Raw genomic sequence first — 24,532 nt, 5'->3', positions numbered from 1 at the left:
TCACTAGGGGTGCTCACTCAGTCAGAGGAGCACCCCGATGCCGACTCCCTTCCCCTCGCGCCAGGCAGCCTCGACGAGCTGGTCCGGCGCAGCGAAGACCAAGCCCACCACCTCCAACGCGGAATGGCGCTGCACGCGCTGTGACAAGCTGCTCGGCGTCTGCCGGGACGGCCGCATGCACCTGCGCTTCGCGCGGGGGCACGAGTATCTCGTGGGCTTCCCGGTGCAGGCCACCTGCCGCGGCTGCGGCTCACTGAACAACGCGACCGCTCCCGCGCGCTGAAGCGCGCATTCACCCAACCCCCTGAAATCGCAGAGACGCGCGACGTCCTGACCTGGCCACGAGAAGGCGCCGGACGCCTGGCCGCAAGGCAGGCGTCCGATGTCCTTCGCGTGGCACGAGATCCGTGATCACCTCATGTATTCATCCTCCAACCTTCACTTCCAGCGCAGTTTCGACGCCGTCCGGCGTGAGCAGGCTGCCCTCACACCGTTCCGGGATCCGGCGACCCTGCTGGACGGGTTGCATCGCACGACCGGCGATCCGGCCCGGAAGAACCTGATCCTCTCCGCGCTCGTCAGGGCGGCGCAGGGCGACGGCCCCGCGTCCGACTGCGCCCTGCCTCAAGCGCTGAAGTGGCAGGTCGCGCGTGCCGACGAGGATTACGACGCGGCCCTCGTCGAGGCGCGGCGGATCACCGTGGACACGACGCGCGTCGCGTCCGAGTCCTTCCCGATGGCCGTGCCGCCCGAGGAGGCCGAGCGCCGCTGCCGCCGTGCCCTGATGGAGGCGTGGGTGGGGCGCGAGACGGCGGCGTTCCGCCTGCCGCCCTCGCGGCTCGCGCTCGATCCTGGCGACGCGATCCGACTGGAGCATGACGGGCGGATGGTCGATCTGCGGCTCGTCTCCATCGCCGACGCCGAGGCGCGCGGCATCGAGGCAGTCCGCCAGGACCGCGCGACCTACGACCTGCCGCCGGGCGATCCCCGCGCGGCGTCGCTGACGCGGGCGGTCGTGTTCGGCGCTCCGGATGCGGTGCTGATGGACCTGCCGCAGCTGACCGAGGACCAACCCGCGCACCGGCCGATGGTCGCCGCGCATGCGGTACCTTGGCCGGGCGAGATGGCGGTGTTCCGCAGCCCCTCGACCGATGGGTTCGATCTGCTGACGACGTTCGGTAGTCGCGCCCGGATCGGGGCGCTGGTCACGGACTTCTTTGCGGGACCGACGTCGCGCTTCGACCTCGGAAACGCGCTGGTAGTCGATCTGCTGACCGGCACGCTGGAGAGCGCCACGGACCTGACGCTGTTCGGTGGGGCGAACGCGCTGGCGATCGAGAGCGCGCCGGGTATCTGGGAGATCGTGCAGGCGGGCGCGGCAGAGCTGCTCGCGCCCGGCCGGTATCGGCTGACGCGCCTGTTGCGTGGCCAGCGGGGTACCGAAGGTGCGATGGGCAACCCGGCGCCTGCTGGTGCCCGCGTCGTGGTGCTCGACGACAGCCTCGCATCGCTGCCGATTGCCGAGGCCGACCTCGGCATCCCGTGGAACTGGCGTATCGGCCCGGCGAGCCGCCCGGTTAGCGACGAGACCTATGTCGCACAGGCCTTCACGCCTGCGGGCATCGGGCTCCGTCCGTTCTCCGTGGCCCATGTGGAGCAGCCGTGGCGCAAGCCGCGCAGTCCCGGCGATCTGACGATCCGCTGGACGCGCCGGTCGCGCGCACTCGCGGCCGACAGCTGGGGCGGGCTCGAGGTGCCGCTGGCCGAGGAGCTGGAGGCCTACGAGGTCGAGCTCCTCGACGGCGCTGCCGTGAAGCGGGTGCTGAGCACGACCACGACCAGCGCGGTCTACACGGCCGCTCAGCAGAGCGCCGACTGGGGCGCGCCGCTCGGCCCCAGCGACACGCTCGACATACGCATCTTCCAGCTCTCCGCCCTCGCCGGGCGGGGCGCGCCCAAGATCGTCACGCTCACCTTCTGAGGCCATCCCATGTCCGACGTCACGACCCATCTCATGCTGCCGTACATCCTGGCGGCGCAGGCCCAGAAGCACGTCACCCACAACGAGGCGCTGCGGATCCTCGACGGGCTCGTCCAGCTCTCCGTCCTGGACCGGGATCTGACGGCGCCGCCCGGTTCTCCCACTGATGGCGACCGCTACATCGTCGCCTCGGGCGCAACCGGCGACTGGGCGGGGTGGGACCTCAACGTCGCGCTCTGGACCGACGGCGCCTGGCTGCGCCTGCCGCCCCGCAACGGCTGGCGGGCATGGGTCGAGGACGAAGGTCTGCTGCTCGTTTATGACGGCACGAGCTGGATCGGCACCACGCCCGCGGCGCTGCAAAACATGGCGCTGCTGGGTGTCGGCACGACAGCGGATGCCTCGAACCCGTTCTCGGCCAAGCTGAACGCTGCGCTCTGGACCGCGAAAACCGTGGCCGAGGGCGGCACCGGCGATCTGTTCTACACCATGAACAAGGAGGCCGCCGCAGACGATCTCGGGCTGACCCTGCAGACCGGCTTCGTGACCAAGGCGCTGGTTGGGCTGTTCGGCTCCGACCGCTTTCGGCTCGCGGTCTCTGCTGACGGCAGCACCTTCTTCGACGGGCTGAGCGTCGACAACGCCACCGGCGTCGTCGATCAGCCCCGGCTGCCGCGCTTCAAGGCATACACCAACTACGACAACTATGTTGGAGTGGGGGCCTGGACGAGGATTGGCCTGAACAACACCGACTACAACGACCAAGGCGCGTTCGACGCCGCGAACAACCACTTCGTGGCGCCCGTGGATGGCACTTACCTCTTCGGCGCCACGCTGCTCTACAAGGTCAATTCCAGCACGACCGCGCGTATGCGGGGGCGGCTCGTTCTGAACGGCACAACCGAAATCCGCGGCTCCTTCGGGGAGATCTCCGCCACCCACGTCTCGCTCGCCACCACGATCTGGCTGCAGACCATGGTCCCGCTGACGGCAGGCGATACCGTCGAACTGCAGGGGTATTTCCGGGTCGCGGACGGCTACTTCGCCGCCGATCACACGTCCTTCTGGGGCTGCAAGATCGGCTGAGCGGTGGAAGGAGGATCCCGATGACACCACCCCGATCCGACGGCTTCGTCCGCATGCCCGACGCCGAATTCGAGGCGATCCTGACCCGGGCCGCAGAGGAAGGCGCGAAGCGCGCGCTCGCCGATGTCGGTCTCGACGGCGACGAGGCCGCGCTCGACATCCGCGATCTCCGCTCGCTCGTCGACTGCATCCGCCTGGTGCGCCGCACCGCCATGCAGACGGCCGTCCGCATGATCACAACCGGCGTCATGCTGGCGCTGCTCGCGGGCATCGCCATCAAGCTCAAGATCTTCGGCGGCAGCCCGTAGCCGCGCCCCATCCCCATTCATCAGTTCGCAATCACCCGCCCTCGAGGCGGGTTTTTTTTCGTTTCGGAGAACCCCATGACCACGACCTTCTACGACCACTGGCGCGACGTCCCCGTGAGCAGCTGGCGCTGGCCCAACTTCTCGCCAGCCGAGATCGCCTGCCGGGGCACTGGCAAGCTGCTGATCAACGAGCCCGCGCTCGACAAGCTGCAGGCGCTGCGCGACCGGCTGGGCAAGCCGCTGATCGTGCGTTCCGCCTATCGCAGCCCCGAGCACAACCGCGCCGTCGGCGGCGCCACGCGGTCGAAGCATCTCGACGGCGCCGCCTTCGATATCGCCATGGCGAACCACGACCCAGCGGCCTTCGAGGCGGCGGCGCGGGAGGTCGGATTCCTCGGCTTCGGCTTCTATCCGCGCTCGGGGTTCATCCATGTCGACGTCGGGCCCGCGCGCCAGTGGGGCGAGCGGTTCCCGGTCCGGGCGACGGCATTTGCAGCCGAGACGCCGCCCGCGCGCGAGGTGCTGGCTGACAGCCGCACCATGAAGGGCGGCGGCGCAGCCGGTGTGGCGACGCTGGGTGCCGCCGGGGTCGAGGTGGCTCAGAGCGTCCTGGCGGAGACCCAGTCCGCGATCCTGCCGCTCGTGCCGTATCTCGACACACTGCGCTGGGTGTTCATCGCGGTGGCGCTCGCCGGCATCGCGGTCACGATCTACGCTCGGCTCGATGACTGGCGCCGAGGGCAGCGGTGATGGCCCCGCTCCTGACCGGGTTCGCCGCCCGCCCGTGCATGCGGGTAGCTCTGCGCTACGGCGCCATCGCGTTCGCCGTGCTCCTGTTCCTGCTTTCGCTTCGGCGCTCCGGGGGGCGAGCGGGACGCCTCGCCGAACGCCTTGAAACCATGGAGAAGGCCAATGACGTCCAACGTCGGATGCTGGAAGCGGCGGCTCGCCGTCCTCGCGATCACCACGAGCTTGCTGAACGGATGCGGGACGGTTCGTTCTGAGCATGGCAGGCTCGCGACTTGCCCGCCCGTGGTCGAGTATGGCCGGGAGTTCCAGGCGCGGGCAGCCGACGAGCTCAATCTGCTGCCGGAGGGATCGGCAATCGTTGAAATGCTCGCCGACTACAGCGTCATGCGGGATCAGGCTCGGGCGTGCTCTTAGTAAACTGAGCAATATAGTTATCTTTATGTTTGCCCTACTAAACCTTTAGCCCCGCCCACCTGACCATAAGCGTCCCGGCCAGCATGCTCACGCCAATCGCGAGGAGTAAAGGACCAGCGAATTCCTCTGCAACAATGCCCGATGTCGAGGAAACCGACAGCAGCATGAGACTAAACTCGCCCCCATGAGCAAGAATGATTCCAGTTCGCCATGAAATCTGAAGCGACTCGCCGAATAGTCGGGCGACGACCATAACAATCAGCGTCTTGCCCACGAGAAGAATGACAAGCCAGATCAGTACCACAGGCCATGCAGATGGAATGATCCAAAGTGGCAATTGCGTTCCGATGCCGACAAAGAAAATCCCGACAAACAGATCGCGGAAGGGCCGAATCTCGTTCTCGACAGCATGGCGGGCGTCACCCTCGCCGATAATCATGCCGGCCGCGAATGCGGCGAGGGCCGGAGAAAGACCGGCGGAGGCCGCGACAATCGCAGACCCCAGTGCAATCGTGAGCGCGAGGAGCTGGGCAAGTTCCGGATCGCCACGCGACGCTACCCAACGGGCAAGCACCTGCAACGGGCCACGGGCAATGAACAGAGCTGCAATCAATGCCATTACACTGGCAACGACCGTTATCACGCCATACCCTTCGGCGGCTCCACTCATCGAATCGTGCAGAAGCAGGAATGCGACAGCTGTCAAATCCTGAAACAGAAGCACTGCAATGGCCATACGTCCTTGGGCCGATCCCAGAGCGTTCGCGTTTGCGAGCACCTTGAGGCACATGGCCGTGGATGACATGGCAACGGCCCCGCCGATGAGGATTGCGGGGACGGGCGCGAGATCGAAGATCAGACTCGCTACCAACGACACCGTTATCGTCGTGACTGCAACCTGCACAGCTCCAAGACCGAAGACATGCTTCCTGAGCGTTACAAGCTTCTCGAACGAGAATTCCAGGCCAAGAGCGAACAGCAGGAGTACAACTCCGATCTCGCCAATGCTGCTCAGGGCAGCGTTCTCGGCAATCAGGCCGAGGCCGGCAGGTCCGATGACTATGCCGGAAAGAATGTAACCGACAATGCTGGGCACGCTGATCCGTGAACATATCGTCACGAGCACGAACGCGGCAAAGACCAACAAGGCCGCACTTTCGACAAATCCGGTCACGCCATGCATGTTCTTCTCCTGATGGCATGGCGCAGGGAAGGCCAATACCTTTAAACTCTAGACGTGCGAGCGTCCCCACTGCGCAATCTGGACGGCGGACATTGCGCCGCTCGTCCGCGCGATCTCGTTGCCGCTTTTGAACAGGATCATAGTGGGGATGCTGCGGATCCCGTGGCGGCTGGCGATTTTCTGTTCGGCTTCCGTATCGAGCTTACCAAGGCGGAAATTTGGCTCGAGCGACTGCGCCGCCGCCTCGAATTGGGGCGCCATCATCTTGCATGGCCCGCACCACTCAGCCCAGAAATCGATCAGCAATGGCAGTTCGGCATTCGCATGACGGTCAAAATTAGTCGCTGTAAGCGTGACGGGTTTGCCTTGAAAGAGGGGCGCGCCGCAGCGTCCGCAATTGGGATTATCGGTCAGGCGCTCTTGCGGCACTCTGTTGGTGGAATTGCAGTGCGGGCAGGCGCCGGTGGGCATCCTGTATCCTTTCGTTGACGAGCCGGTCCTGGCGGCCGGCTGATGCAAGCATTCAGCGCGTGGACATGGCGCGGCGCGCCTCTCGTTGCCGCGGCTCGGGCAGGTATTCCACGCCACCGCCCTGGCGCCGAACCGGCTGCGGATAGAGCGTCATCAGCTCCAGTATTTCCTTGGGCATGTCCGTTCCAACGGGCAGGCCCATGTCGCGGGCCTCGTCGGCAGAGATGGGATAGTCGTGGGTCCAGGTGCCCGTCGCCAGCTTCGCCGCCACGGACGCTGCGCGGTTCTCGTCCATCTTGTCGGACAGCAGACGTTTCGCGAATGCCTCGATCTGCGCAATGGCCTTGCGACCGACATCGGCCATGATCAGGGTCTGGTCGTCGATCTCGGCGATGGGTTTCTCCTCGACGACCTTGATGAGCGAGGCAGCAGGCAACTGGCCAAGTTGCGGATCGACGGGTCCCAGCACGGAGTGTTCGCACATCACGATCTCGTCGGCGGCAAGCGCGATCAACGTGCCGCCCGACATCGCGTAATGCGGCACGAACACGGTGACCTTGCCCTTGTGGCCCTGAATGGCCCGAGCAATCTGGGTTGCCGCCAGCACAAGGCCGCCCGGTGTATGCAGCACGATGTCGAGTGGCACTTCATCGTCGGTCATCTGGATCGCGCGCAGGACTTCCTCCGAGTCATTGACGTCGATGTAGCGCATCAGGGGGAATCCCAGCAGGTTCATCGTCTCCTGCCGATGGATCAGCAGGATGACGCGACTGGCACGCTTCTTCTCGATACTGGCGATCTTGCGTGCGCGCATCGCCTCAAGATATCTGCGCTGCAGAACCGGCTGCAGCGCCGAAATGATGAAGAACAGCCAAAACAGCTGCATTATGTCCATGGACCTTGTCCTCCTTCCCGTCGGCCATCCGGCAGAAAGCCATAGATGCCCTCGTCGCGATAATAGTGGCGATAGACGTCGGCGCGCCTTCGCAGGAGTGGCGTTACAAGCCAACCGGCGAGAAACCCGCCGATATGCGCCCACCAGGCAACCCCGCCCGTGGCCGGATCGCTGCCGAGCGACAGGAAACCGGGAACGACCTGCATGAAGAACCAGATCATCGCGAAAATGACCGCGCGCACTTCGAAGAAGAGGGGAATGAACAGAATCGGCACGATCACCACCAGCCGAGCCGCCGGAAACATGCGTGCGTAGCAACCGATCACGCCCGCGATCGCCCCCGATGCGCCAAGCGCGGGAACGACTGAGTCGGGGTTCGCCAGCGCGTGAGCCAGTCCGGCCGCCACACCACAGAACAGATAGAACAGCGTGAATCTACGCGGTCCGAGCCGATCTTCGACGGCGGGGCCGAAGATCCAGAGCGTCCACATGTTCAAGATGAGGTGCAGCCAGCCCCCGTGCAGGAAGATGTTGGTCAGGAACGGGGTCCAGTCGGACGGGGCGACGAGGCTCAGTTGCCCGAAGAAGCGCGAGGGCACCAGCGCGAACTCGAACAGGAACCAGTCCAGCACGCGCGGAGGCAGGCTGATCTGATAGAGGAACGCGAGGACGTTCATGCCGATGACCGCCCATACGATGACGGGCGGGTAGCGGCGCGCGACGCTGTCAAGGTAGGGAAACAAGCGGCAGATCCTCGCTCGCGCTGGCCATTGCGTTCATTGCTTTTTCCCGGCGATCGTCACGCCCGTCCAGGCTGGGGGATCGGAGGCCGGGAAGGATTCAAGACTGGCTTCGAGCACCGGATCGAATTCGGGCTGTTCTTGCGACGACAGGTCCACCGTGCCTTTCTCCTCGACCGCGCGCCGGAGGCGGTGATCCGTGCGACCCCGATCCAGGCGGGACGGTATGCGAAAGGCGTCCGAGGCGTCGGCTCCCTTGTAGAGGCGATGCCGCTCCTCTCCCCGCCAGCGGTCAGGCGCATGCCGGTGAGCTGTGTCCTCACGCACGAAATAGCGCCAGTCCTGCCGCTCCGCGAATTCGACCGCGCTTTCGCGGTCAGGGAATTTCAGCCGGAGCGGACGATAGGGATCGTCGCTGGAGGTATATCCCATCAGCGGCTCGATTTGGGGCGGGCGCGACGGTTCGAATTCCAGTATCCAGTCGTTGGGCCGCGGCGCCGATGTCATCGCGGAACGAGCCGGCCGGTAGATGATCGCCGTCGGAACGTCCCACGACCTCATATCGGTCCCGGGTATCTTCGGCGGAAAGGGTGGACGATTGTGACCGCGCATCATGGTGCTACCCCTCGGTTGTCTCCCAGAAAAGCGTGTTCCAGCCGGGCGCGATCCCGCAGGGGCTGGGGAATTCGCGACCCTCTCTGATGAGCACTGTCAAACAGCGCATGAACGGTATCGGAAGACTGACCTGAGTCGCGCAGTTTATCGCGAAGATAATCGCGCGCCGCTTGGGCGATCCGGGTCACGTCGTCTTCGGGAATGCCGAGAACCGAGGAGGCCGTTTCAAGCGGGGTGTCGTTCAGGTCGACAAGAAACAGAACCCTGCGCCATAGCGCCGGCAGACCGGCGATCGCCCGGTGAAGGGCCAGCCCGTCCTGCCGTTTCGCGACCGCCGTTTCGGGGTCGTCCCCGCCGTCGTCGGCGATGAGCTCCTCGAGCAGCAGCACGTCGTCGGGCTGGTAGAACTCGAACATCTCCTCGTCCGACTCGGTGGGTTCCTCGGCCGGAGTCTCGGGTTTCGCGTCGATCGAGGCGGCGTCCTCCGGCACCGCGCGGCGCGCGGCGCGCGCCTCGGCCTCGATGGTCTCGAAAGCCAGTTTCAGCAGCCAGTCGCCTATGGAAAACTCGGTGGGCCGCTGCTCGAACCTTTCCAGTCCCTTGAGGATCGTCGCATCGACAAGATCGCGAACGCTGAGGTAACCCTCCGGCACAGATCCGCTGCATTCGAGATAGGTCAACTCGCGCCTGACGGTGTCGTAGACCGTATCGAGATGATCCTCGATCAGGTCGAAGAAGAGTTGGCGCCGCTCCGCCTCCGCCGCATCCCGCGCGGGCGGCAGCGGGGCGCCGATCCGGCGCCGGCGGGCGGGACGCTTGTACTCCGGCTCGTGCTTGAGGCGCGCCACATGCCGATCGACCTGGTGGCGCAGGTCGGCAAAGGCCTTGCGCAGGACCGGCTCGATCTCGAACCCCTCTTCCTGCGCCGCGATCACGCCCGATGGCAGTTGCAGGCGCAGGCCGCCTTTGATGCGCGTCTTGCCCCTCGTCTGCGAGGCGACGACTTCGAGCCGGACGAGATTCTCGCGGAAGCGTATAAGATGCGGTTCAAGTTGCCGCACCTCTTCCTCGATGACCTCAGGCGCGCGCTGTTGGCCGTGCCGGTCAAGATTGCGAAATGCTCTGATGACTTCCATGCCGCGGATCCTTCCTGCAACCCTCCGACGAAATGGGCCGGCGCGACCGTCATCGCGCCGGGCCAGTCCTTCGCAAAGTCACCCGGCGGATTTGTCGTCCTTGGACTGCACCTCATCCTTGGCCTCGGCCGGGACGTCGGGCGTCGGAGCGTGCGCCTTTTCTTGGGCAACTTTGCCGGACTCGTCGATCCCGGCCTTGGCCTGATCGTCCGGGCTGTCGTCACCGGTGTCCTTTGCGATCTTTTCGAACACGACCTTCTGCTCGTCCGCCGACCAGGCGACGCGGACCTTGTCACCATCCTCGATCCGCCCGGAGAGCATCTCGCGAGCCAACTCGGTCTCCAGCTCCGACCGGATCAGCCGGCGCAGCTCGCGGGCGCCGAATTCGGGGCGGAAGCCGACCGCGCCGAAGTGATCCACGACGCTCACGTCGAACTCGAGCTCGACGCCCTGGCCGAGGGCGGTCCGTTTCACCCGGTTCAGCTGCAACCCCACGATCTGGCGGATTTCCGACTGGTTCAGCGAGTGGAAGACGATGATCTCGTCGATCCGGTTGATGAACTCTGGCCGGAAATGACCGCGCAACACCTCCATCAGCTCGGACTTCTGCTTTGCCTCGTCGAACTCCTTGGTGCCGCGCTTCTTGAGGTTGCGCTGGATGATGTCCGAACCGAGGTTCGACGTGGCGATGATGATGGTGTTGGTGAAGTCCACCACGCGCCCCTTGCCGTCGGTCAGCCGACCGTCGTCGAACACCTGCAACAGAATGTTGTAGACATCCGGGTGCGCCTTCTCGATCTCGTCGAGCAGCACGACCGAGTAGGGCCGACGGCGCACCTTCTCGGTCAGTTGCCCGCCTTCGTCGTATCCGACGTAGCCGGGAGGCGCGCCCACCAGCCGGGCGACCGAGTGGCGCTCGCCATACTCGGACATGTCGATGCGGATGATTGCGTCCTGATCGCCAAAGATTACTTCGGCGAGCGTCTTGGCCAGTTCCGTCTTGCCAACCCCGGTCGGCCCGAGGAAGAGGAATGTCGCGGTCGGGCCGCGTCCCTCGCGCAGTCCTGCGCGCGCCAGGCGCACCGCATCCGCCACGGCGCGGATGGCCTCTTCCTGACCGATGACGCGCTCGTGCAGCTTCTCCTCGAGCTTGAGGAGCTTGTCTTTCTCCTCGGTGGTCAGCTCAGTGACCGGAACGCCGGTGATCTTCGAGACGATCTGCGCGACATGATCGGCGCGCACCTCGGCGGTGGCGGAGGCCTGGTCGCGCTTCCAAATCTCCAGAAGCTCGTCCAGTTCCTTCTGCTTCTGTTCGAGTTCCTTCTTCAATTCCGCTGCCCGGTCGAATTGCTTGCGGGCTGCGGCATAGTCCTGCTCGCGCTTGATCTGCGCGACCTCGGCCTCTAGCTCCTGGACGTCCACGGGGCGCGCTGTGGCGCTGATCTTCACACGTGCGGCGGCCTGATCGATCAGGTCGATCGCTTTGTCAGGCATGAAGCGGCCAGTGATGTAGCGGTCCGAAAGCTCGGCCGCCGCGACGATGGCCTCGTCGGTGATCGTCACCTTGTGGTGCGCCTCCAGCGTGTCGCGCAGACCCCGCAGGATCATGATGACCTGAGCGACCGTGGGTTCCTCGACATAGACCGGCTGGAAGCGGCGTTCGAGTGCTGCGTCCTTCTCGATATATTTCTGGTACTCGTTGAGCGTCGTTGCACCGATCAGGTTCAGCTCGCCCCGCGCCAGCGCCGGCTTGAAGGTGTTGGCGATGTCGAGACCGCCTTCGCCGCCGCCCTGGCCGGCGCCGACGATGGTATGGATCTCGTCAATGAACAGGATCAGACTGTCCTTCTCCTCGGTGATCTCCTTGAGGATCTTCTGCACCCGCTCCTCGAACTCGCCCCGATACTTCGACCCGGCCACCATTGAGTTGATGTTGAGCTCCACGAGCCGCTTGTCGCGCAGGGCCTCGGGCACCTCGCCCGCGACGATCCGTTGTGCGAGCCCCTCGACGATGGCGGTCTTGCCCACGCCGGGCTCGCCGATCAGCACCGGATTGTTCTTTTTCCGGCGGGCGAGCACTTCGATCGTCGTCTCGATCTCGCGGGCGCGGCCGATGACGGGGTCGAGCTTGCCCTCGCGGGCGAGCTTCGTCAGGTCACGGCTGAACTGGTCGAGATCGGGCGTGCTGGAAGGCGCCTCCACGCGGCCCTCCTCGGCACCCTTGCCCACGACCTTGGTCACCTGCTGGCGCAGCGCCTGCGGCGTCAATCCGTATTTGCGCAGGATCGACGCGGCCAGGCCTTCACCTTCCTCGGCAAGGCCGATCAGCAGGTGCTCGGGACCGACATAGGAATGGCCGAGTTCGTTCGAGGCGATGAAGGCCCGGTTCAGCGCGTCCTTCAGGCGAGGACTGACGCCGATTTCGCCCTCAGTCCTGGCCTCTCCACGCTTCGCTTCCTTCTCAACCTGGCGCCGCAGATCGTCCACATCGACCTTGAACTGTTCCAGGATCGTCTTGACGACGTCAGACGAGGTCAATGCCAGAAGCAGATGTTCGGTATCGACCTCGCTGCGCCCGAATTCTCCAGCCTTCTGTGCGGCATCCTGCAATAGTTTGTTGCCCTGTTCGCTCAGCCGATCGGCGATGGTGCGTCCGCCGCCGCGCCGCGATCCGCGGCGCGGCGCTTCCTCCCCGAAGGTGGCATCCACGACGTCGTCCTCACCCGCGCCCGTGGCGCCCAGTGCGCCACCCCGCAGCGGGCTGTCGCTGAACAGGCTGCCGAACCCGCTATCGCCGAAGAATTCGTCAAAAAGGGAATGTCGTCCGAACAGGGACTCCAGCGGCGATGCGCTGCGGCCCGACCGGCGCACCATTTCGCGGTAGTGCTGATCGCACAGCTCCATGTTCTGAACTTTGCCGTTCACCGAGGCGCGCACGCGCGCCGTCGCCGGGCGACCGCAAATATCGCAGGCTCCGTTTGCCATTTTTCCTCTCCGTTTCTTTATCCAGTCAGGGTTGTCCGCCGATCATCTGCGTCAGTGACGGTGTCACGCAGCGACCGCTTCCGTTCTTTTCACCTTGGCCCCAATTGCCACCAGATCGGGCTCGTCCAGGGTCTCCCGTTGCAGGAGATCCTGCGCCGATTGCTCAAGAAGATCCCGATTGGTTTCGAGAAGGGCGAGGGTGCGCTTGAACACGCCATCCACGATGTCGCGCACCTTCGCGTCCATCCGCTCGGCCGTGGCGTCGCTGAAGCGGCGGTTCAGCCACGACGACGGGTCGCCGGTGCCGAGAAAACCGGGTCGATCGGTATCGTAGCTGACATGCCCGAGGTCTTCGTCCATCCCGTACCGAGCGACCATGGCGCGGGCGATATCGGTGGCCTTGACCACATCGTCGGCCGCCCCCGTCGAGAGGTGATCGTAGATGATCTTCTCGGCCGCGCGCCCGCCGAGCAGCACGGCGATCTTGTTCTCGAGTTCCTCCCGCGTCATCAGAAAGCGGTCCTCGGTCGGGCGCTGGATAGTGTAGCCGAGCGCGCCAATTCCGCGCGGGATGATCGAGACCTTGTGCACCGGGTCCACCCCCGGCAGAGCCATCGCCACCAGCGCGTGCCCCATCTCGTGGTGCGCCACGATCTCGCGTTCGCGCGGATTGAGCACGCGGTTCTTCTTTTCCAACCCTGCGATGATGCGCTCGACGGCATTGTTGAAGTCGTCCATCGTCACCGCATCCGCCTTGCGGCGCGTGGCGAGCAATGCTGCCTCGTTGACGAGATTGGCGAGGTCCGCCCCGGAAAAGCCGGGAGTAAGCGCTGCGACCTTCTCGGCATCGACGTCCGGGGCGAGCTTCACCTTTTTCATGTGAACGCCGAGAATCTGCACACGTCCCTTCTTATCCGGCCGATCCACCAGCACCTGCCGGTCGAAGCGTCCCGCACGCAGCAGCGCGGGGTCGAGGATCTCTGGTCGGTTGGTGGCGGCCAGGAGCACGATGCCCACCGAAGGGTCGAAGCCGTCGAGCTCGGTCAGAAGCTGGTTCAGCGTCTGCTCACGCTCATCGTGGCCGCCAGCGATCTGGCCGGAGGAGCGCGCCCGCCCGAGAGCGTCGAGTTCGTCGATGAAGATGATCGCCGGCGCGGATTTCCGGGCCTGCTCGAACAGGTCGCGCACCCGTGCGGCACCGACGCCCACGAACATCTCGACGAACTCCGATCCCGAGATCGAAAAGAAGGTCACGCCCGCCTCACCCGCCACCGCGCGGGCCAGCAGCGTCTTGCCGGTGCCCGGCGGCCCAACGAGCAATATGCCTTTGGGGATATGTGCGCCCAGCTTTCCGTATTCGGCGGGGTTCCTGAGGAACTCCACGACCTCCTCGAGCTCGGCCTTGGCCTCGTCCACACCGGCCACGTCGGCGAAGCTGACGCCGGTTTCTTTTTCCATGTAAACTTTGGCCTTGCTGCGGCCGACCTGCATGAACCCGCCGAAGCCCTGCTTGTCGGCGAACTTGCGGAACAGCAGCATCCAGATTCCGAAGAAGACAAGCGCTGGCGCCACCCAGGAAATCAGCGTGCCGAGAAAAGTGTTTTGCGGAACGCCCGTGATCTCGACGCCGGAGCGGTCGATCCGCTGCAGGATCGCGGGATCCACGACCGTGGTGACGAACTGGCTCTTGCCGTCGACGGGGTCGGTGAAGGTGCCGGTGATGGTGTCCGCGCCGACCGCGACGGACGCGACCCTGCCATCCTCGAGATAGCTCTCGAACTGGCTGTAGCTGATCGGTGCGACGGATTGCCAGCCGGCGATCAGGTTCTGGATGAAAAGCACGGCTATGAAAGCCACCACCCAGTACCAGATGTTATATTCGGTCTTCCTTTCCATGCCGCTTGTCCCTTTCACTGGCGCCCGAGCCGCGCCCTGATCCGCTCGAGCAGCGCCAGCAGGATGCGCCTTTCGTCTGCCGACAGATCCTGCAGGATTTCATGTTCGAGCGCCGATTGCCGCGGCGCGAGTTCCTCCAGCCTCGCCCGGGCCTTCGACGTTGCGGTGACGATCTGCGACCGCCTGTCGTCGAGCGAGGGCGACCGCTCGACCCAGCCGCCCCGGACCATGCGATCGACGAGCTGGCCCGCAGTGGCCGGGCCGACCTCAAGTCGGTCGGCCAGATCGCCGATGGTCAGCCCGGGCGCATCCTCGACATGCGCCGCCGCCATCCAGGACAGGCGGGTCAGGCCGCTGTCGCGGATGTCTTGGTCGATCCGCTGCTGGATGAGCTGCGCGACCCGGTGGATCGTCGTCCCGATCAGCGCGATGTCCGAAGAGATCATAGGTATCCTTCCTCCGGTTGCATGAGACACAGGATAGACCGCACTCTATCCAAAGCGCAATGCACGCATCATATATGCTTGCATAATAAATGGAACCGCCTATCTTGATGGGCGGTCTCCGAACCCACATCCGGCCGGCACCGTTGCCCGGTCCCTCCATGCCGACGGTTCGGGGGCATCGATCAGCAACAGGAGGCCAGTAATGCTCTACCCGACATATCTGCGCCGCAGCGATCCCTTTGCGCTGATGCGCTCCATGATGCGCGATCTCGACCGCGGTTTCTGGCCGCCGGCCCGCGCGGCGTTCCCGGCGGTGAATGTCTGGCAAGGCCCTGAGGCCGTTGCCATCGCCGCTGAACTTCCCGGCATCGAACCGGGCGACATTGAGATTTCGGTTAAGGACAACGTCCTGACGCTTTCGGGCGAACGCAAGGCGCCCGAGGTTCCCGACGGTGCGCGCTGGCACCGCAACGAACGCGGTTTCGGCAGGTTTTCCCGCACTATCCGCCTGCCGTTCGCGGCCTCGGATGACAAGGTCGAGGCGAGGATGACGAACGGCGTATTGCGGATCGTCATCTCCCGGCCCGAGGAAGAAAAGCCGAAGAAAATCGAGATCAAGGCAGCCTGAGAGGAGCTGGAACGATGAGCACCGACATCACGCAAGCCGCCGAAAAGACGCCGACCGACTCGCCCGAGACCACCGGCGGCGGACGCATCTACCGCCCGTTGACCGATATCGTCGAGACCGATCAGGGTGTCTCCATGATGCTTGAAATGCCTGGGGTCGCCGCCGATGCGGTCGAGATCACGCTCGAAAATCGTGTGTTGACGATCCGCGGCAAAGTTGACCCGGTGCGGCCGGAAAACCTCGAACTTGCCTATGCCGAATATGGCGAGGGCGATTTCGAGCGTGCCTTCACGCTTTCCGAGGACTTCGACCCCAACAGGATCGAAGCCGAGATGCGTGGAGGTGTCCTCACCCTGACGCTCCCCCGAGCCCCTGAAGCGCAGCCGAAAAAGATCGCCGTCAAGGGCGCCTGAAAACCGAAGGAGACCATATCATGCAGATCAAAGACCTCATCCCCTGGGCGCGCAAGGACGGCGCGCCAGATGCCAAGAGCAGCGAAGACAACCCGATCGCGACACTCCAGCGCGAAATGAACCATGTGTTCGAGAACTTCTGGAACCGTGTCGGTCATTTCGAATGGCCCTTTGGCAGCGGCGAAGCGAAATCCGACGTGGTCGAGACCGACAAGGCGATCGAAGTATCGATCGAGCTGCCGGGCATGGAGATGAAGGACATCGAGGTGACGGTCAACGATGACATGTTGACTGTGAAGGGGGAGAAGAAGATCGAGCGCCAGGAGGAGAAAAAGGGGTATTACCTGTCCGAGCGCAGCTACGGCGCGATCTACCGGACAATTCCGCTCCCTCCCGGTGTGGATGGCGAAAAGGCGCAGGCATCCTTCAAGAACGGGGTTCTGACGATCAAGCTGCCCCAGACTCCCGAGGCGCAGGCCAAGGTCAAGCGCATCGAGGTCAAGAACGGCTGATTTGCCACATTGGGTGTCGCCGGTTTGCGGCGACCCCTCCGCTCCGTGCGATATCGCACCGTCTGGCGAAGCCCCGGGGAGCTTGTCTCTCCGGGGCGGCTTTCGAGGGGCAATCATGAAAGACTTACAACGATCCGGGCTGACCCGTGAACAATGGTCGGCGATGACGCTCTACGAGAAGTTCGAGCAAGGTGTCATCTTCGTCCTCAGCGTCATCATTGCGGCGATCGTCGTGGCGTCGGTCTGGGCGCTGATGCGCGAAGTCGTGAACCGCTTGGTTCTGGGGGCATTCGACACTCTCGATTACGCCACCTTCCAGGTGGTGTTCGGCATGATCTTCACCGTGGTGATCGCGCTCGAGTTCAAGCGCTCCCTTCTTGTTGCGACCGAACGCAGCTTCGGGATCCTCCAGGTCCGCACGATCGTGCTGATCGCGCTCCTCGCCATCGCGCGCAAATTCATCATCCTGGACCTCGGCGAGACGGAATCATCCAAGATTGCCGCACTCGCGGGCGCGGCGCTTGCGCTCGGCGCTGTCCACTGGCTGGTGCGCGATCAGGACCGGCGCGAACTCGGAGGCCGCGAGACGCGATGACCGCGGCCTCCGCCAGCCCCCGCCTGGTGGGTCAGGCGGTCGAGCAGCGCGGTGGTCATCTTGGCATCGCCGAACACGCTGGGCCATTCGCCGAAGGCTACCGGCCGGAATACGGCGCGCGCGAGCTCAAGCGCCAGATCCGCAGCATCGTCGAAACGCGCCTGGCCCGCGCCATGCTGGGCGGCGAAGTCACGCAGGGCGACGCCATTCGTGTCGGCTGGGACGCCACTGCCGAGCAGCTGCGAATAGAACCGGTGGGAAAGGCCGCGTCGAAGACACAGAATGTGAGCGGAGCGAAAGAAACCAAGGCGAGGCGGAGGAACCCAGCGCGGCCGGAGAGAGCGAGCCGGGCGCCGAATAACCCGAAAAGTGACCGGATTCGCGCCAAACTCGGCGCGCATCCGGGTGGCAACACGATCCTGTCGTTTCCGCGCAACATGCTGGGCATGTTGTCCAACTGACTTGGACGTACCAACAAGGTGCAGGCCATTACTTGGAAAAGACAGCAAAATGCTGTTTCCCGCGAAAATTTCTGACAGCGCGGCGCGCCGATCTCGAGGCCGGCACGAAGCTCGTGCTCGAATGCGAGACGATCACGCCGAACGACTTCCCTCGCCGGATATCGGGGAGGTGGACACACCAAGCTATTCGGGTTGACCACTCCCAAGTACGATTCCCAGAAGCTCGATTACATTACGTGCGCCGAGCTTGCGCATGATATTCTTTCGATGAAATTCCACCGTGCGATGACTTATGTTGAGGTCGCGCGCCGCTTCCTTGCTTGAGGCGCCTTTGACGACCTGCGCCAGAACAATTTGCTCTCGATGCGTCAGGTGCCGGCTGCCGGGGAACGGTTTCGAGAGAATATCGATCGCACCATTCAACCTCCCGATCTCGCGCTTCGCTGCGGCAAGCTCCGGCGTTTCAAGGAACTCCCATCGGCCGTCTCGTTTCGCGATCGAAAAATTGTGCGTGCGAGCCACATCGAGGACGTCGACGGCGCGGCTTGCTGCGAGCGGATAGGTGCAAAGTACGATCATCCTGCGCCCGGCCAGCGAACGGTCGAGTTCGGCCTCGTATTCGCAGAACTCTTTCCAGAGGCTGGTCTCGAACCAGAAGGCATTGCCACTGACCCGCATGCCTTCGAAGCCGCGGGCGAGCGCGTCGTCAAGTTTGGCATGCCAGCCGCCGGTGATCCGTTGCGGGTCGAATTCATCGCCGCGGAGATACCATTGGTAGCCCGGGATGAATTCGATCTGACCATCCCGCAGATATTTATCGAAATCAGGAACCGACTTGCGCAACGCTTCGATGGCGGTCTCGCGGTTGATCGGCTCTGATAACGCCCAGATACAGAATTCCCCGCTCGCGAGGCCGGCGCCAAAATAGTCGGCGTGCACGTCGTATAGGTCTTGGGGTGTCTCGTAGAACAGACAGATATGCGTGCCCCAAGGCCGGTCGCCGACAGGGGCAAGACCCGTGTTGCGCAACTGATCGGCCCCTAAGACAGTTCGCTCATGACGTGACATTCAGGCACCACCTTTGCCGGGCATAGCACCACTTCTGCAAACCATTTCAGCGACAATTTAGCACCAGTTGCGGCAGGACGTCACGGCTGCTTGTGGTCTCAATCCTCGTAGCCCCACGAGGTAGCGACCCCGTAATCGCACGAGTTACGCCGCCGGTCGCGCTGCGCTATTGGGGGGCCGCATACGAGGGGCGTGCGCCTCGGAAAAGCGGAGGATCGACGACCCGATCCCGCTCCGGCCCGCGCGGCAAGCCGAGGGCTCCGGCGCCCTTCAGCGCGACTTCGGACATTGCCGCAACCTGACGAAAAGGTGTTCGCATGACGGGCAAAAAATTCACAGCTATCGATCGCTTTCTTCCGAATTTTGCAAAGTCTGAACGTGCCCGGCCAGAGCACCTGAACGAACTCGCCAGAATGTCAGCCGAAGCCATTGGCGCGGTGATTGAGGAGATCGACGAGGGAGTGCTCATTGCGGACGCCAGCGATCCGAATCTGCCGCTCATCCATGCGAACCGCGCCTTCGAGACTATAACTGGCTATTCCCGCAACGAAGCGATCGGCAAGAACTGCCGTTACCTGCAAGGGAGCGACCGGCTTCAGCCAGAGATCGCAAGGATGCGGGAGGCGATCAGCGAACTCAATCCTGTCGCTGTCACCTTGCGAAACTATCGCAAGGACGGCCGCCTATTCTGGAATTCGATCCGACTTTTTCCACTGCCCGCTCAAGGCAAAATGACCTACCTCGTGGGACTCATCAGAGATGTGACCGACCTGCATCTATCGGCCGAGCGCATCGATCAAGCCGAGCACCACGATCAGCTCACAGGTAGCTTGAACCGCTATGCTTTTGTGGAACGGTTGGAGGCGTTGCCGATGCGCTCCGTGCAGTTGCCCGTGATAATCAAGATCAACGTTGCGCAGTTCGAGGACATAAATACAAGCTATGGATTCGACGTCGGCGACGCTCTTCTGCAACAGACGGCACAACGGCTGCAGGCTCTTGGCCCGGACTTGATCGCGCGGACCGGAGGCGACGAGTTTGCCATCGCATGCATCGTGGACCGACGCGAGCAGGCTGTGGCCTGGCTAGACAGGATAGGGATCGCACTGGGCCAGAGGTTTACGCTTCCGGGCGCTTCCATCGAAGTCAGGTTCGCGACTGGCTTCGTGATCGGGCAGGCTGGCGACAATGCCATATCCCTGCTCCGCCAAGCGGGAACTGCACTTCATCACTCGCGGCGCACGCGGCTTCGCGAAGTCAAGGAGTTCGATACTGTCGACCAGCGCCGCTCCGTTCAGCGGCAGCGCCTGACAAACGAACTTCAGCAAGCAGTTGCTAATAAGGAATTCCTGTTCCACTACCAGCCGCGCGTGGACCTGCGCACCGGTGCGCTCATAGGGGCCGAGGCTCTGCTGCGCTGGAACCACGGGGTCTTCGGACTACAGCGTCCTGACAGATTTATTGAACTCGCCGAGGACACTGGGCTGATTCTTGATATCGGGCATTGGGGCCGATGCGAGGTTGCTCGCTTTGCAGCCGAAGTGAACCGACACCGGGAGACCCCGCTACATTTTTCGGTCAACGTCGCGGCCATCGAACTCACTCACCGGGACATTGTCGCCTCCGTTCAGGACGCTGTGAACGAAAGCCGTGCAGATCCCGCATGGCTGACGCTTGAGCTCACCGAGCGCATGCTGGCCGAGGAGACGCCAAAACTTATGGCGATATTTCATCAGTTGCGTGAACTCAGGGTCGGGCTGTCGGTTGACGATTTCGGCGTCGGATATTCATCCTTTCGCTATATCGGCCAATATCCGCTGACCGAGATCAAGATTGATAGGTGCCTGGTCGGTGAGATGTCGCAGAGCCCCGCCAAGCGCATTATCGTCGGTGCTACTATCGAGATTGGCCGGGAATTGGGTCTCGACATCGTTGCAGAAGGAATCGAGACAGAAGCCCAAAAGGATGCCATCAGGGCCATGAATTGCCCTTTTGGTCAGGGTTACCTTTTCGGCGCGCCCGTGGAGCCCGATGTTTTCAAGGCGCTCGCAGGAACGACCTCAGACAGCAAGACGTCAGACAAAGCTCCTCGATAAAATATCGATTGGGAAGCGAACTGGCGCGAGGTCGTTCGTAAATCTGCGAGAGAAGGTTCGATGACAGTCCCGTCCGCTCCGCCATTTCCCATTGTTTTTATTGTTCTTCATGCGATTTTCGTCGACCGATAGCCTTATAGCAGGCCCGGATCAGAAGTCGTCGGCGGAACTTGCTGGCCCATGCGTCTCAATGCGGAACAATGACCGCAAGATCCCCGTTACTCTACGAAAGCGGAGGAAGCACCATGGGCGTCGAGAATGCACCCACCGGAAGAGGCAAAGAAAGCGCGCGAGGACTTCACAAGGCCACTCGTGAGGAAGAGCGGAAGGTAGAGGCTGAAAAGGGTTCGGAATTGAAAAAGGGTGCCGATCGCTTCGAAGAGCGTTCCAAACGTTCTGACGGCAGGAGCGCTGGTCAAAAGCAGCAGTAAGATCGGCCACCGCACCAGACTATGGATGCGGTGACTCCATGCGCCATGGGCTGGGCCGAACAGGATACCTGTGAAGGCACGCGTGGGCAGTTGGCGACGAGCCTGGTCAACTCGCCGCCGACATTCCCGACGTCAGCCTGATCCTCTCGGCCGTCCCGTCGGCTGCAGACCCCGCTACGGCTGCTCGCGCGTCCCGGGAGCCGCCTCGCGCTGGTCCGCGTCCTCGAGGTCCGTCTTCACGATGTACGTGTCGGTGTGTTGCCTTGCGGCTTCCCGCATAGCCTCCAGGTTGGGGACGTCATCTCCTTCGATCTCGCCCTCGCCCTGGTCGATTTCATGTGCGGCCTGGAGCCAATGTTCGTCTTGCTTGCCCTCCGGCCGACCGGCTGCTTCCCAGAGTTCATGGGCGCGTTTGCGGATTCTGTCTTCGCGATCATCGTTCATGGTGCTCTCCGCCCTTCTGCGTGCGTGCGGCCGGCGCCCGATCGGGCGCCGGCCGTGACCCGGAAACAGACCGGGGTCTATTCCGGATCTTGGTGTTCCGGCATCGCCTCCAGCTGATCTTTCGTCCACGTCGTGACGGCATGGACGTCGCCGTCTTCGTCTCGCATGAAGTCGAGATCGCTGAGTGGAACTGCGACCGGCTTCGATCCGATGCCCAGAAAGCCTCCGACGTCCACGACCGCGGTTCCGCCGGCTCCCATGCCGTGAACATGATCCAGCGTGCCAACCTCGTTGTCATCTGCATCATAGATCGTCGCGCCTTCAAGGACGGCCGGGGTCAACTCGGCGGCGTCAAGTCGAACGTGGTTGTTATGGTCCATTTCCAATCCTCCATTCTATCAGAGAAATAACCCGGCCGAACGACGTTTGTTCCTCTCCCTACGGTCAAGGCGGCGGGAAAGCGTTGCGCAAGGATCGGACTGATCCCGGTTCAGGAGCGGCGATCCGGTTTCTTTGATCGCGCCAGGCGCGGCAACACGCGCTTCGAAACCTTTGGCCGAAGCGACGGCCGCATTTTCCATATGCCTCGTCGCCGCCGATCGATTCGAGAAACCGCACCTTGTCGCCGTTGCGCCATCAAATCGCCCCTAAACTCCGGCATTTTCCTCGGGCACAAGGGAGAAAAGCACAATGCATCAGATCATTGAGGTCGCCGCGGCGCGAGCCGGCGGACGCATCCCACTTGGCATCATGACACTTCGACAGGCACTGACGATGCCGCACATGGAGGAGCTCCGCTATCGCCACATCACCGACGATCGCCACCCGGAGCGGGTGATCTCCCGGAACGAACTCGAGAAACTCGCGGGACAATAGACGACCGACTGGGCGCTTGCGAACAGGTCGGCGCCCACTCGCCTCCGGCGCCGAGCAGCACTACAGCCGCTCACATGCCGCCAGGCTCTTTTCGAATGACACAAGGGATCTGATGGCAGTTGAACATACGATGCTGTTATCTGAGAAGCTTCTGCCCTTTACGATTTATTTACCGCATAAGCGCATCCTAATTTAAATAAAATAAATTGTATGCGTTTCCTCCCAGGGTAAACTTGCCCGCCTCGGCGGGTTTCTTTTTGCTTGCGCGCCTTATCAGACTAGCGTTTCGCCTTGACGGGCGATTTCCTTCCGCCGCCTTCGAGGCTCTTCTTCAGCGCGGCCATCAAGTCGACCACGTTGCTCTTGGCGGCCGCCGGAAGTTCGATCGGTTTGGCAACCTTCTTCAGGCCCTTCTTCTTCGCCGCGATGATCTTCAGCAGGTTCTCCTGCATCGGATCTTTCACGAAAGACGGGGACCAGTGCTTCGTCTGCCTCTGGATCACCTCCTGGGCAACCCCGAGAAGTTCAGGGGCCGCATCGGCCTTGATGCGATCGAAATACTCGTCTTCGCCGCGAACCTCGTCGCCGTAGTGCAAGGTCCACACGATGATGCCATTGCCGCGTGGCTCGAGCATGATCGCATGCTCCCTGCGGCCGATGACAAGGCGCGAGATGCCGACGACGTCTTCGGCCGCCATCGCATCGCGGATGACGGCGAACGCCTCTTCACCGACCTTGTCGTCCGGAACCAGGTAGTGCGCCTTGTCCAGCCAGATCCAGTCTATGCTCTCTCTCGGGACGAACGTGCTGATCTCGATCGTCCTCACGCTCTCGAGGTTGACAGACTGGAGTTCTTCGTCCTCCAGGAGCACATACTCGCCGCCGCGGTCAAAGCCTTTGACCTCGTCCTCATCGGCGACCTCCTTGCCCGTGACGCTGTCCACGTAGTGGGAAACGACGCGGTTGTGGGTCTCTCTGTTGATCGTATGAAACCGTACCTTTTCGGATTCGCTCGTGGCGGGCGACATCGCGACGGGGCACGTGACGAGCGACAGCTTCAGGTATCCTTTCCAGTATGGGCGCACCGCCATCTGCCTAGCCAGCCTTTCTACGTTCGCCGGTTCCTGTCTTCCGTCCTGCCTTTGCAGCGCCTGTCGACCGCGACCTGGCGGCGGTTTTCGGTCTTCGTTTTCCCGTCACGCCTGCGCTCTCGCGCAACGCCTCGAGCAGGCTACCGGCCTGCTCCACCTTCGCCGCCTTCGGCGGCGTGATCGTTTTGCCTTCCGCCTTGGCCTGCACGAGTTCCATCAAAGCGCGGTCGTAACGATCTTCAAAGGTCTTGGGATCGAAACTTCCCTTCTTGGTCGCGATGATGTGCTTTGCCAGCTCAAGCATCTCACCTTCAATGTGAACCTTGGGCGCCTGCTCGAACGCCTCCTCGGCGGACCTGACCTCGTAGTCAAAGTTCATGGTCGACGCGATCAGACCGTTGCCGTGCGGGCGGATCAGGAGTGTCCGCAATCGCCGGAAAAGCACGGCCCGGGCGATTGCGGCCACGCCGGATCGCACCATGGCGTCACGCAACAGGACGAACGCCTCCTCACCGGCCTTGTCAGGTATCAGATAGTAAGGCTTGTCGAGAAAAACGGTGTCGATTTCCGAATTGGGAATGTAGTCCGAGATGCGCATCGTCTTGTCGCTCTCGGGAGCGACCGCGGCGATCTCATCCGGTTCAATGATGATGTGCTGGTCCTTCTCGAACTCATAGCCCTTCACCTGGGCGTCACGTTCGACGGGCTCGCCGCTGCCGCTATCCACGTATTCTCGGCGAACCTTGTTGCCGGTCCGACGGTTGATGATACTGAAACTCACCCGCTCCGCCGAGGAGACGGCGGTGTACAGGATGACCGGTAAAGTCACCACGCCGAAGGTCAAAAAGCCCTTCCATAATGCCCGCGCCATACTTGGTACCTCCACGGAACAAGAAACGGTGCTCGAGCTGTTTGGTTTCCAGATTCGGGACTTAGATTGTGGCCGAATCGGGACCGCCGATTCGAAAGCGCGGTTTGCCTCGCCTCGCTGGGCCAAAGTATTCGATCATA

General features: G+C 63.0%; 28 protein-coding genes and 1 pseudogene. 14 read left to right on the top strand and 15 right to left on the bottom strand.

The genetic code is table 11. The features are described from left to right. Positions 1–37: 37 nt before the first annotated feature. From JNC62_RS10140 to JNC62_RS10115, 6 genes are all read left to right on the top strand, one after another. Positions 38–283, top strand: a complete 246-nt coding sequence (locus JNC62_RS10140; protein WP_097176374.1) for a hypothetical protein — start codon at positions 38–40, stop codon at positions 281–283. A gap of 99 nt (positions 284–382) precedes the next feature. Beyond that, positions 383–1,981 carry a phage tail protein gene (locus tag JNC62_RS10135; protein WP_374838346.1) on the top strand — a complete coding sequence of 533 codons (1,599 nt, stop codon included), beginning with the start codon at positions 383–385 and terminating at the stop codon, positions 1,979–1,981. Between the two features lie 9 nt (positions 1,982–1,990). Beyond that, a complete protein-coding gene (locus JNC62_RS10130) occupies positions 1,991–3,067 on the top strand; it encodes a DUF2793 domain-containing protein (RefSeq protein ID WP_374838344.1) in 1,077 nt (358 codons plus the stop codon). 20 nt (positions 3,068–3,087) lie between these two features. Further along, complete coding sequence (locus JNC62_RS10125) at positions 3,088–3,375, top strand: DUF6127 family protein (protein WP_068282935.1); 288 nt, start codon at positions 3,088–3,090, stop codon at positions 3,373–3,375. 75 nt (positions 3,376–3,450) lie between these two features. Further along, complete coding sequence (locus JNC62_RS10120) at positions 3,451–4,125, top strand: YcbK family protein (RefSeq protein ID WP_374838342.1); 675 nt, start codon at positions 3,451–3,453, stop codon at positions 4,123–4,125. Next, a complete protein-coding gene (locus JNC62_RS10115; protein ID WP_374838340.1) occupies positions 4,125–4,379 on the top strand; it encodes a hypothetical protein in 255 nt (84 codons plus the stop codon). The genes JNC62_RS10120 and JNC62_RS10115 overlap by 1 nt, the downstream gene beginning before the upstream one ends. A 197-nt stretch (positions 4,380–4,576) precedes the next feature. On the opposite strand, the gene JNC62_RS10110 is transcribed toward JNC62_RS10115, so the two are convergent. From JNC62_RS10110 to JNC62_RS10070, 9 genes are all read right to left on the bottom strand, one after another. Further along, positions 4,577–5,722, bottom strand: a complete 1,146-nt coding sequence (locus JNC62_RS10110; protein WP_374838338.1) for a cation:proton antiporter domain-containing protein — start codon at positions 5,720–5,722, stop codon at positions 4,577–4,579. Between the two features lie 48 nt (positions 5,723–5,770). After that, positions 5,771–6,193, bottom strand: coding sequence for a thioredoxin TrxC (gene trxC, locus JNC62_RS10105; protein ID WP_374838336.1), 423 nt, complete (start codon positions 6,191–6,193; stop codon positions 5,771–5,773). 52 nt (positions 6,194–6,245) lie between these two features. Then, complete coding sequence (locus tag JNC62_RS10100; protein ID WP_374838334.1) at positions 6,246–7,088, bottom strand: SDH family Clp fold serine proteinase; 843 nt, start codon at positions 7,086–7,088, stop codon at positions 6,246–6,248. Then, entirely contained in the window at positions 7,079–7,831 is a 753-nt protein-coding gene (locus JNC62_RS10095; protein WP_374838332.1) for a rhomboid family intramembrane serine protease, read from the bottom strand. Before JNC62_RS10095 ends, JNC62_RS10100 begins: the two co-directional genes overlap by 10 nt. Before the next feature lie 33 nt (positions 7,832–7,864). Next, the gene (locus JNC62_RS10090) at positions 7,865–8,389 is read right to left on the bottom strand and encodes an NADH dehydrogenase ubiquinone Fe-S protein 4 (protein WP_374838330.1); all 525 of its coding nucleotides are present in this window, start codon (positions 8,387–8,389) and stop codon (positions 7,865–7,867) included. Positions 8,390–8,439: 50 nt separating this feature from the next. Further along, the gene (locus JNC62_RS10085) at positions 8,440–9,579 is read right to left on the bottom strand and encodes an RNA polymerase sigma factor (RefSeq protein ID WP_137390487.1); all 1,140 of its coding nucleotides are present in this window, start codon (positions 9,577–9,579) and stop codon (positions 8,440–8,442) included. A 78-nt stretch (positions 9,580–9,657) separates the two neighbouring features. Continuing rightward, complete coding sequence (locus tag JNC62_RS10080; protein ID WP_374838328.1) at positions 9,658–12,564, bottom strand: ATP-dependent Clp protease ATP-binding subunit; 2,907 nt, start codon at positions 12,562–12,564, stop codon at positions 9,658–9,660. Between the two features lie 63 nt (positions 12,565–12,627). Further along, complete coding sequence (gene ftsH / locus JNC62_RS10075) at positions 12,628–14,460, bottom strand: ATP-dependent zinc metalloprotease FtsH (RefSeq protein WP_374838326.1); 1,833 nt, start codon at positions 14,458–14,460, stop codon at positions 12,628–12,630. A 14-nt stretch (positions 14,461–14,474) separates the two neighbouring features. Continuing rightward, complete coding sequence (locus tag JNC62_RS10070) at positions 14,475–14,906, bottom strand: MarR family winged helix-turn-helix transcriptional regulator (RefSeq protein WP_374838324.1); 432 nt, start codon at positions 14,904–14,906, stop codon at positions 14,475–14,477. Positions 14,907–15,162: 256 nt separating this feature from the next. Between JNC62_RS10070 and JNC62_RS10065 the strand changes: the two genes are divergently transcribed. The 4 genes from JNC62_RS10065 (at position 15,163) to JNC62_RS10050 (ending at position 17,054) form a co-directional block, all read left to right on the top strand. Then, the gene (locus JNC62_RS10065; RefSeq protein ID WP_245165646.1) at positions 15,163–15,534 is read left to right on the top strand and encodes an Hsp20/alpha crystallin family protein; all 372 of its coding nucleotides are present in this window, start codon (positions 15,163–15,165) and stop codon (positions 15,532–15,534) included. A 14-nt stretch (positions 15,535–15,548) separates the two neighbouring features. Beyond that, positions 15,549–15,947 (top strand): Hsp20/alpha crystallin family protein, encoded by a 399-nt coding sequence (locus JNC62_RS10060; protein WP_028713488.1) that lies wholly within the window; start codon positions 15,549–15,551, stop codon positions 15,945–15,947. Between the two features lie 20 nt (positions 15,948–15,967). Next, entirely contained in the window at positions 15,968–16,459 is a 492-nt protein-coding gene (locus tag JNC62_RS10055) for an Hsp20/alpha crystallin family protein (RefSeq protein ID WP_086466662.1), read from the top strand. A 115-nt stretch (positions 16,460–16,574) separates the two neighbouring features. Continuing rightward, complete coding sequence (locus JNC62_RS10050; protein ID WP_374838322.1) at positions 16,575–17,054, top strand: phosphate-starvation-inducible PsiE family protein; 480 nt, start codon at positions 16,575–16,577, stop codon at positions 17,052–17,054. Here the strand turns inward: JNC62_RS10050 and JNC62_RS10045 are convergent. Next, positions 17,015–17,155, bottom strand: a pseudogene (locus tag JNC62_RS10045) (ATP-binding protein); the annotation flags it as partial. The gene JNC62_RS10050 and the pseudogene JNC62_RS10045 overlap by 40 nt on opposite strands. On the opposite strand from JNC62_RS10045, the gene JNC62_RS21120 reads away from it, so the two are divergent. After that, a complete protein-coding gene (locus JNC62_RS21120; protein WP_445482863.1) occupies positions 17,120–17,515 on the top strand; it encodes a ClpB D2-like domain containing protein in 396 nt (131 codons plus the stop codon). The pseudogene JNC62_RS10045 and the gene JNC62_RS21120 overlap by 36 nt on opposite strands. A 183-nt stretch (positions 17,516–17,698) precedes the next feature. On the opposite strand, the gene JNC62_RS10035 is transcribed toward JNC62_RS21120, so the two are convergent. Next, positions 17,699–18,583 carry an MEDS domain-containing protein gene (locus JNC62_RS10035; RefSeq protein ID WP_374838320.1) on the bottom strand — a complete coding sequence of 295 codons (885 nt, stop codon included), beginning with the start codon at positions 18,581–18,583 and terminating at the stop codon, positions 17,699–17,701. Positions 18,584–18,900: 317 nt separating this feature from the next. Between JNC62_RS10035 and JNC62_RS10030 the strand changes: the two genes are divergently transcribed. Then, positions 18,901–20,679: a putative bifunctional diguanylate cyclase/phosphodiesterase gene (locus tag JNC62_RS10030; protein ID WP_374838318.1), complete on the top strand. Its 1,779-nt coding sequence runs from the start codon at positions 18,901–18,903 to the stop codon at positions 20,677–20,679. A 245-nt stretch (positions 20,680–20,924) separates the two neighbouring features. After that, positions 20,925–21,110 (top strand): hypothetical protein, encoded by a 186-nt coding sequence (locus JNC62_RS10025; RefSeq protein WP_374838317.1) that lies wholly within the window; start codon positions 20,925–20,927, stop codon positions 21,108–21,110. Positions 21,111–21,284: 174 nt separating this feature from the next. Here the strand turns inward: JNC62_RS10025 and JNC62_RS10020 are convergent, their stop codons facing one another. Both JNC62_RS10020 and JNC62_RS10015 read right to left on the bottom strand, forming a co-directional pair. Continuing rightward, positions 21,285–21,554 (bottom strand): DUF2934 domain-containing protein, encoded by a 270-nt coding sequence (locus tag JNC62_RS10020; RefSeq protein WP_374838315.1) that lies wholly within the window; start codon positions 21,552–21,554, stop codon positions 21,285–21,287. Positions 21,555–21,631: 77 nt separating this feature from the next. Then, positions 21,632–21,934, bottom strand: coding sequence for a PRC-barrel domain-containing protein (locus JNC62_RS10015; protein WP_374838313.1), 303 nt, complete (start codon positions 21,932–21,934; stop codon positions 21,632–21,634). Between the two features lie 310 nt (positions 21,935–22,244). Here JNC62_RS10015 and JNC62_RS10010 point away from each other — a divergent pair, with 310 nt between their 5' ends. Continuing rightward, the gene (locus tag JNC62_RS10010) at positions 22,245–22,430 is read left to right on the top strand and encodes a hypothetical protein (protein WP_374838311.1); all 186 of its coding nucleotides are present in this window, start codon (positions 22,245–22,247) and stop codon (positions 22,428–22,430) included. 278 nt (positions 22,431–22,708) lie between these two features. On the opposite strand, the gene ku (JNC62_RS10005) is transcribed toward JNC62_RS10010, so the two are convergent. Then, the gene (ku, locus tag JNC62_RS10005; protein WP_374838309.1) at positions 22,709–23,521 is read right to left on the bottom strand and encodes a non-homologous end joining protein Ku; all 813 of its coding nucleotides are present in this window, start codon (positions 23,519–23,521) and stop codon (positions 22,709–22,711) included. 4 nt (positions 23,522–23,525) lie between these two features. Further along, complete coding sequence (ku, locus tag JNC62_RS10000; protein ID WP_374838395.1) at positions 23,526–24,392, bottom strand: non-homologous end joining protein Ku; 867 nt, start codon at positions 24,390–24,392, stop codon at positions 23,526–23,528. Positions 24,393–24,532: the final 140 nt, after the last annotated feature.

Source organism: Mycoplana ramosa, assembly GCF_041930185.1.
GTDB classification, from domain to species: Bacteria; Pseudomonadota; Alphaproteobacteria; order Rhizobiales; family Rhizobiaceae; genus Mycoplana; species Mycoplana ramosa.
This window is presented reverse-complemented; position numbering and strand designations above follow the sequence as displayed.

Coding starts and splice junctions, on each gene's coding strand:
- JNC62_RS10140 (WP_097176374.1), top strand. CDS start 38: ATGCCGACTCCCTTCCCCTCGCGCCAGGCAGCCTCGACGAGCTGGTCC.
- JNC62_RS10135 (WP_374838346.1), top strand. CDS start 383: ATGTCCTTCGCGTGGCACGAGATCCGTGATCACCTCATGTATTCATCC.
- JNC62_RS10130 (WP_374838344.1), top strand. CDS start 1,991: ATGTCCGACGTCACGACCCATCTCATGCTGCCGTACATCCTGGCGGCG.
- JNC62_RS10125 (WP_068282935.1), top strand. CDS start 3,088: ATGACACCACCCCGATCCGACGGCTTCGTCCGCATGCCCGACGCCGAA.
- JNC62_RS10120 (WP_374838342.1), top strand. CDS start 3,451: ATGACCACGACCTTCTACGACCACTGGCGCGACGTCCCCGTGAGCAGC.
- JNC62_RS10115 (WP_374838340.1), top strand. CDS start 4,125: ATGGCCCCGCTCCTGACCGGGTTCGCCGCCCGCCCGTGCATGCGGGTA.
- JNC62_RS10110 (WP_374838338.1), bottom strand. CDS start 5,722: ATGCATGGCGTGACCGGATTTGTCGAAAGTGCGGCCTTGTTGGTCTTT.
- trxC (WP_374838336.1), bottom strand. CDS start 6,193: ATGCCCACCGGCGCCTGCCCGCACTGCAATTCCACCAACAGAGTGCCG.
- JNC62_RS10100 (WP_374838334.1), bottom strand. CDS start 7,088: ATGGACATAATGCAGCTGTTTTGGCTGTTCTTCATCATTTCGGCGCTG.
- JNC62_RS10090 (WP_374838330.1), bottom strand. CDS start 8,389: ATGAGGTCGTGGGACGTTCCGACGGCGATCATCTACCGGCCGGCTCGT.
- JNC62_RS10085 (WP_137390487.1), bottom strand. CDS start 9,579: ATGGAAGTCATCAGAGCATTTCGCAATCTTGACCGGCACGGCCAACAG.
- JNC62_RS10080 (WP_374838328.1), bottom strand. CDS start 12,564: ATGGCAAACGGAGCCTGCGATATTTGCGGTCGCCCGGCGACGGCGCGC.
- ftsH (WP_374838326.1), bottom strand. CDS start 14,460: ATGGAAAGGAAGACCGAATATAACATCTGGTACTGGGTGGTGGCTTTC.
- JNC62_RS10070 (WP_374838324.1), bottom strand. CDS start 14,906: ATGATCTCTTCGGACATCGCGCTGATCGGGACGACGATCCACCGGGTC.
- JNC62_RS10065 (WP_245165646.1), top strand. CDS start 15,163: ATGATGCGCGATCTCGACCGCGGTTTCTGGCCGCCGGCCCGCGCGGCG.
- JNC62_RS10060 (WP_028713488.1), top strand. CDS start 15,549: ATGAGCACCGACATCACGCAAGCCGCCGAAAAGACGCCGACCGACTCG.
- JNC62_RS10055 (WP_086466662.1), top strand. CDS start 15,968: ATGCAGATCAAAGACCTCATCCCCTGGGCGCGCAAGGACGGCGCGCCA.
- JNC62_RS10050 (WP_374838322.1), top strand. CDS start 16,575: ATGAAAGACTTACAACGATCCGGGCTGACCCGTGAACAATGGTCGGCG.
- JNC62_RS10035 (WP_374838320.1), bottom strand. CDS start 18,583: ATGTCACGTCATGAGCGAACTGTCTTAGGGGCCGATCAGTTGCGCAAC.
- JNC62_RS10030 (WP_374838318.1), top strand. CDS start 18,901: ATGACGGGCAAAAAATTCACAGCTATCGATCGCTTTCTTCCGAATTTT.
- JNC62_RS10025 (WP_374838317.1), top strand. CDS start 20,925: ATGGGCGTCGAGAATGCACCCACCGGAAGAGGCAAAGAAAGCGCGCGA.
- JNC62_RS10020 (WP_374838315.1), bottom strand. CDS start 21,554: ATGAACGATGATCGCGAAGACAGAATCCGCAAACGCGCCCATGAACTC.
- JNC62_RS10015 (WP_374838313.1), bottom strand. CDS start 21,934: ATGGACCATAACAACCACGTTCGACTTGACGCCGCCGAGTTGACCCCG.
- JNC62_RS10010 (WP_374838311.1), top strand. CDS start 22,245: ATGCATCAGATCATTGAGGTCGCCGCGGCGCGAGCCGGCGGACGCATC.
- ku (WP_374838309.1), bottom strand. CDS start 23,521: ATGGCGGTGCGCCCATACTGGAAAGGATACCTGAAGCTGTCGCTCGTC.
- ku (WP_374838395.1), bottom strand. CDS start 24,392: ATGGCGCGGGCATTATGGAAGGGCTTTTTGACCTTCGGCGTGGTGACT.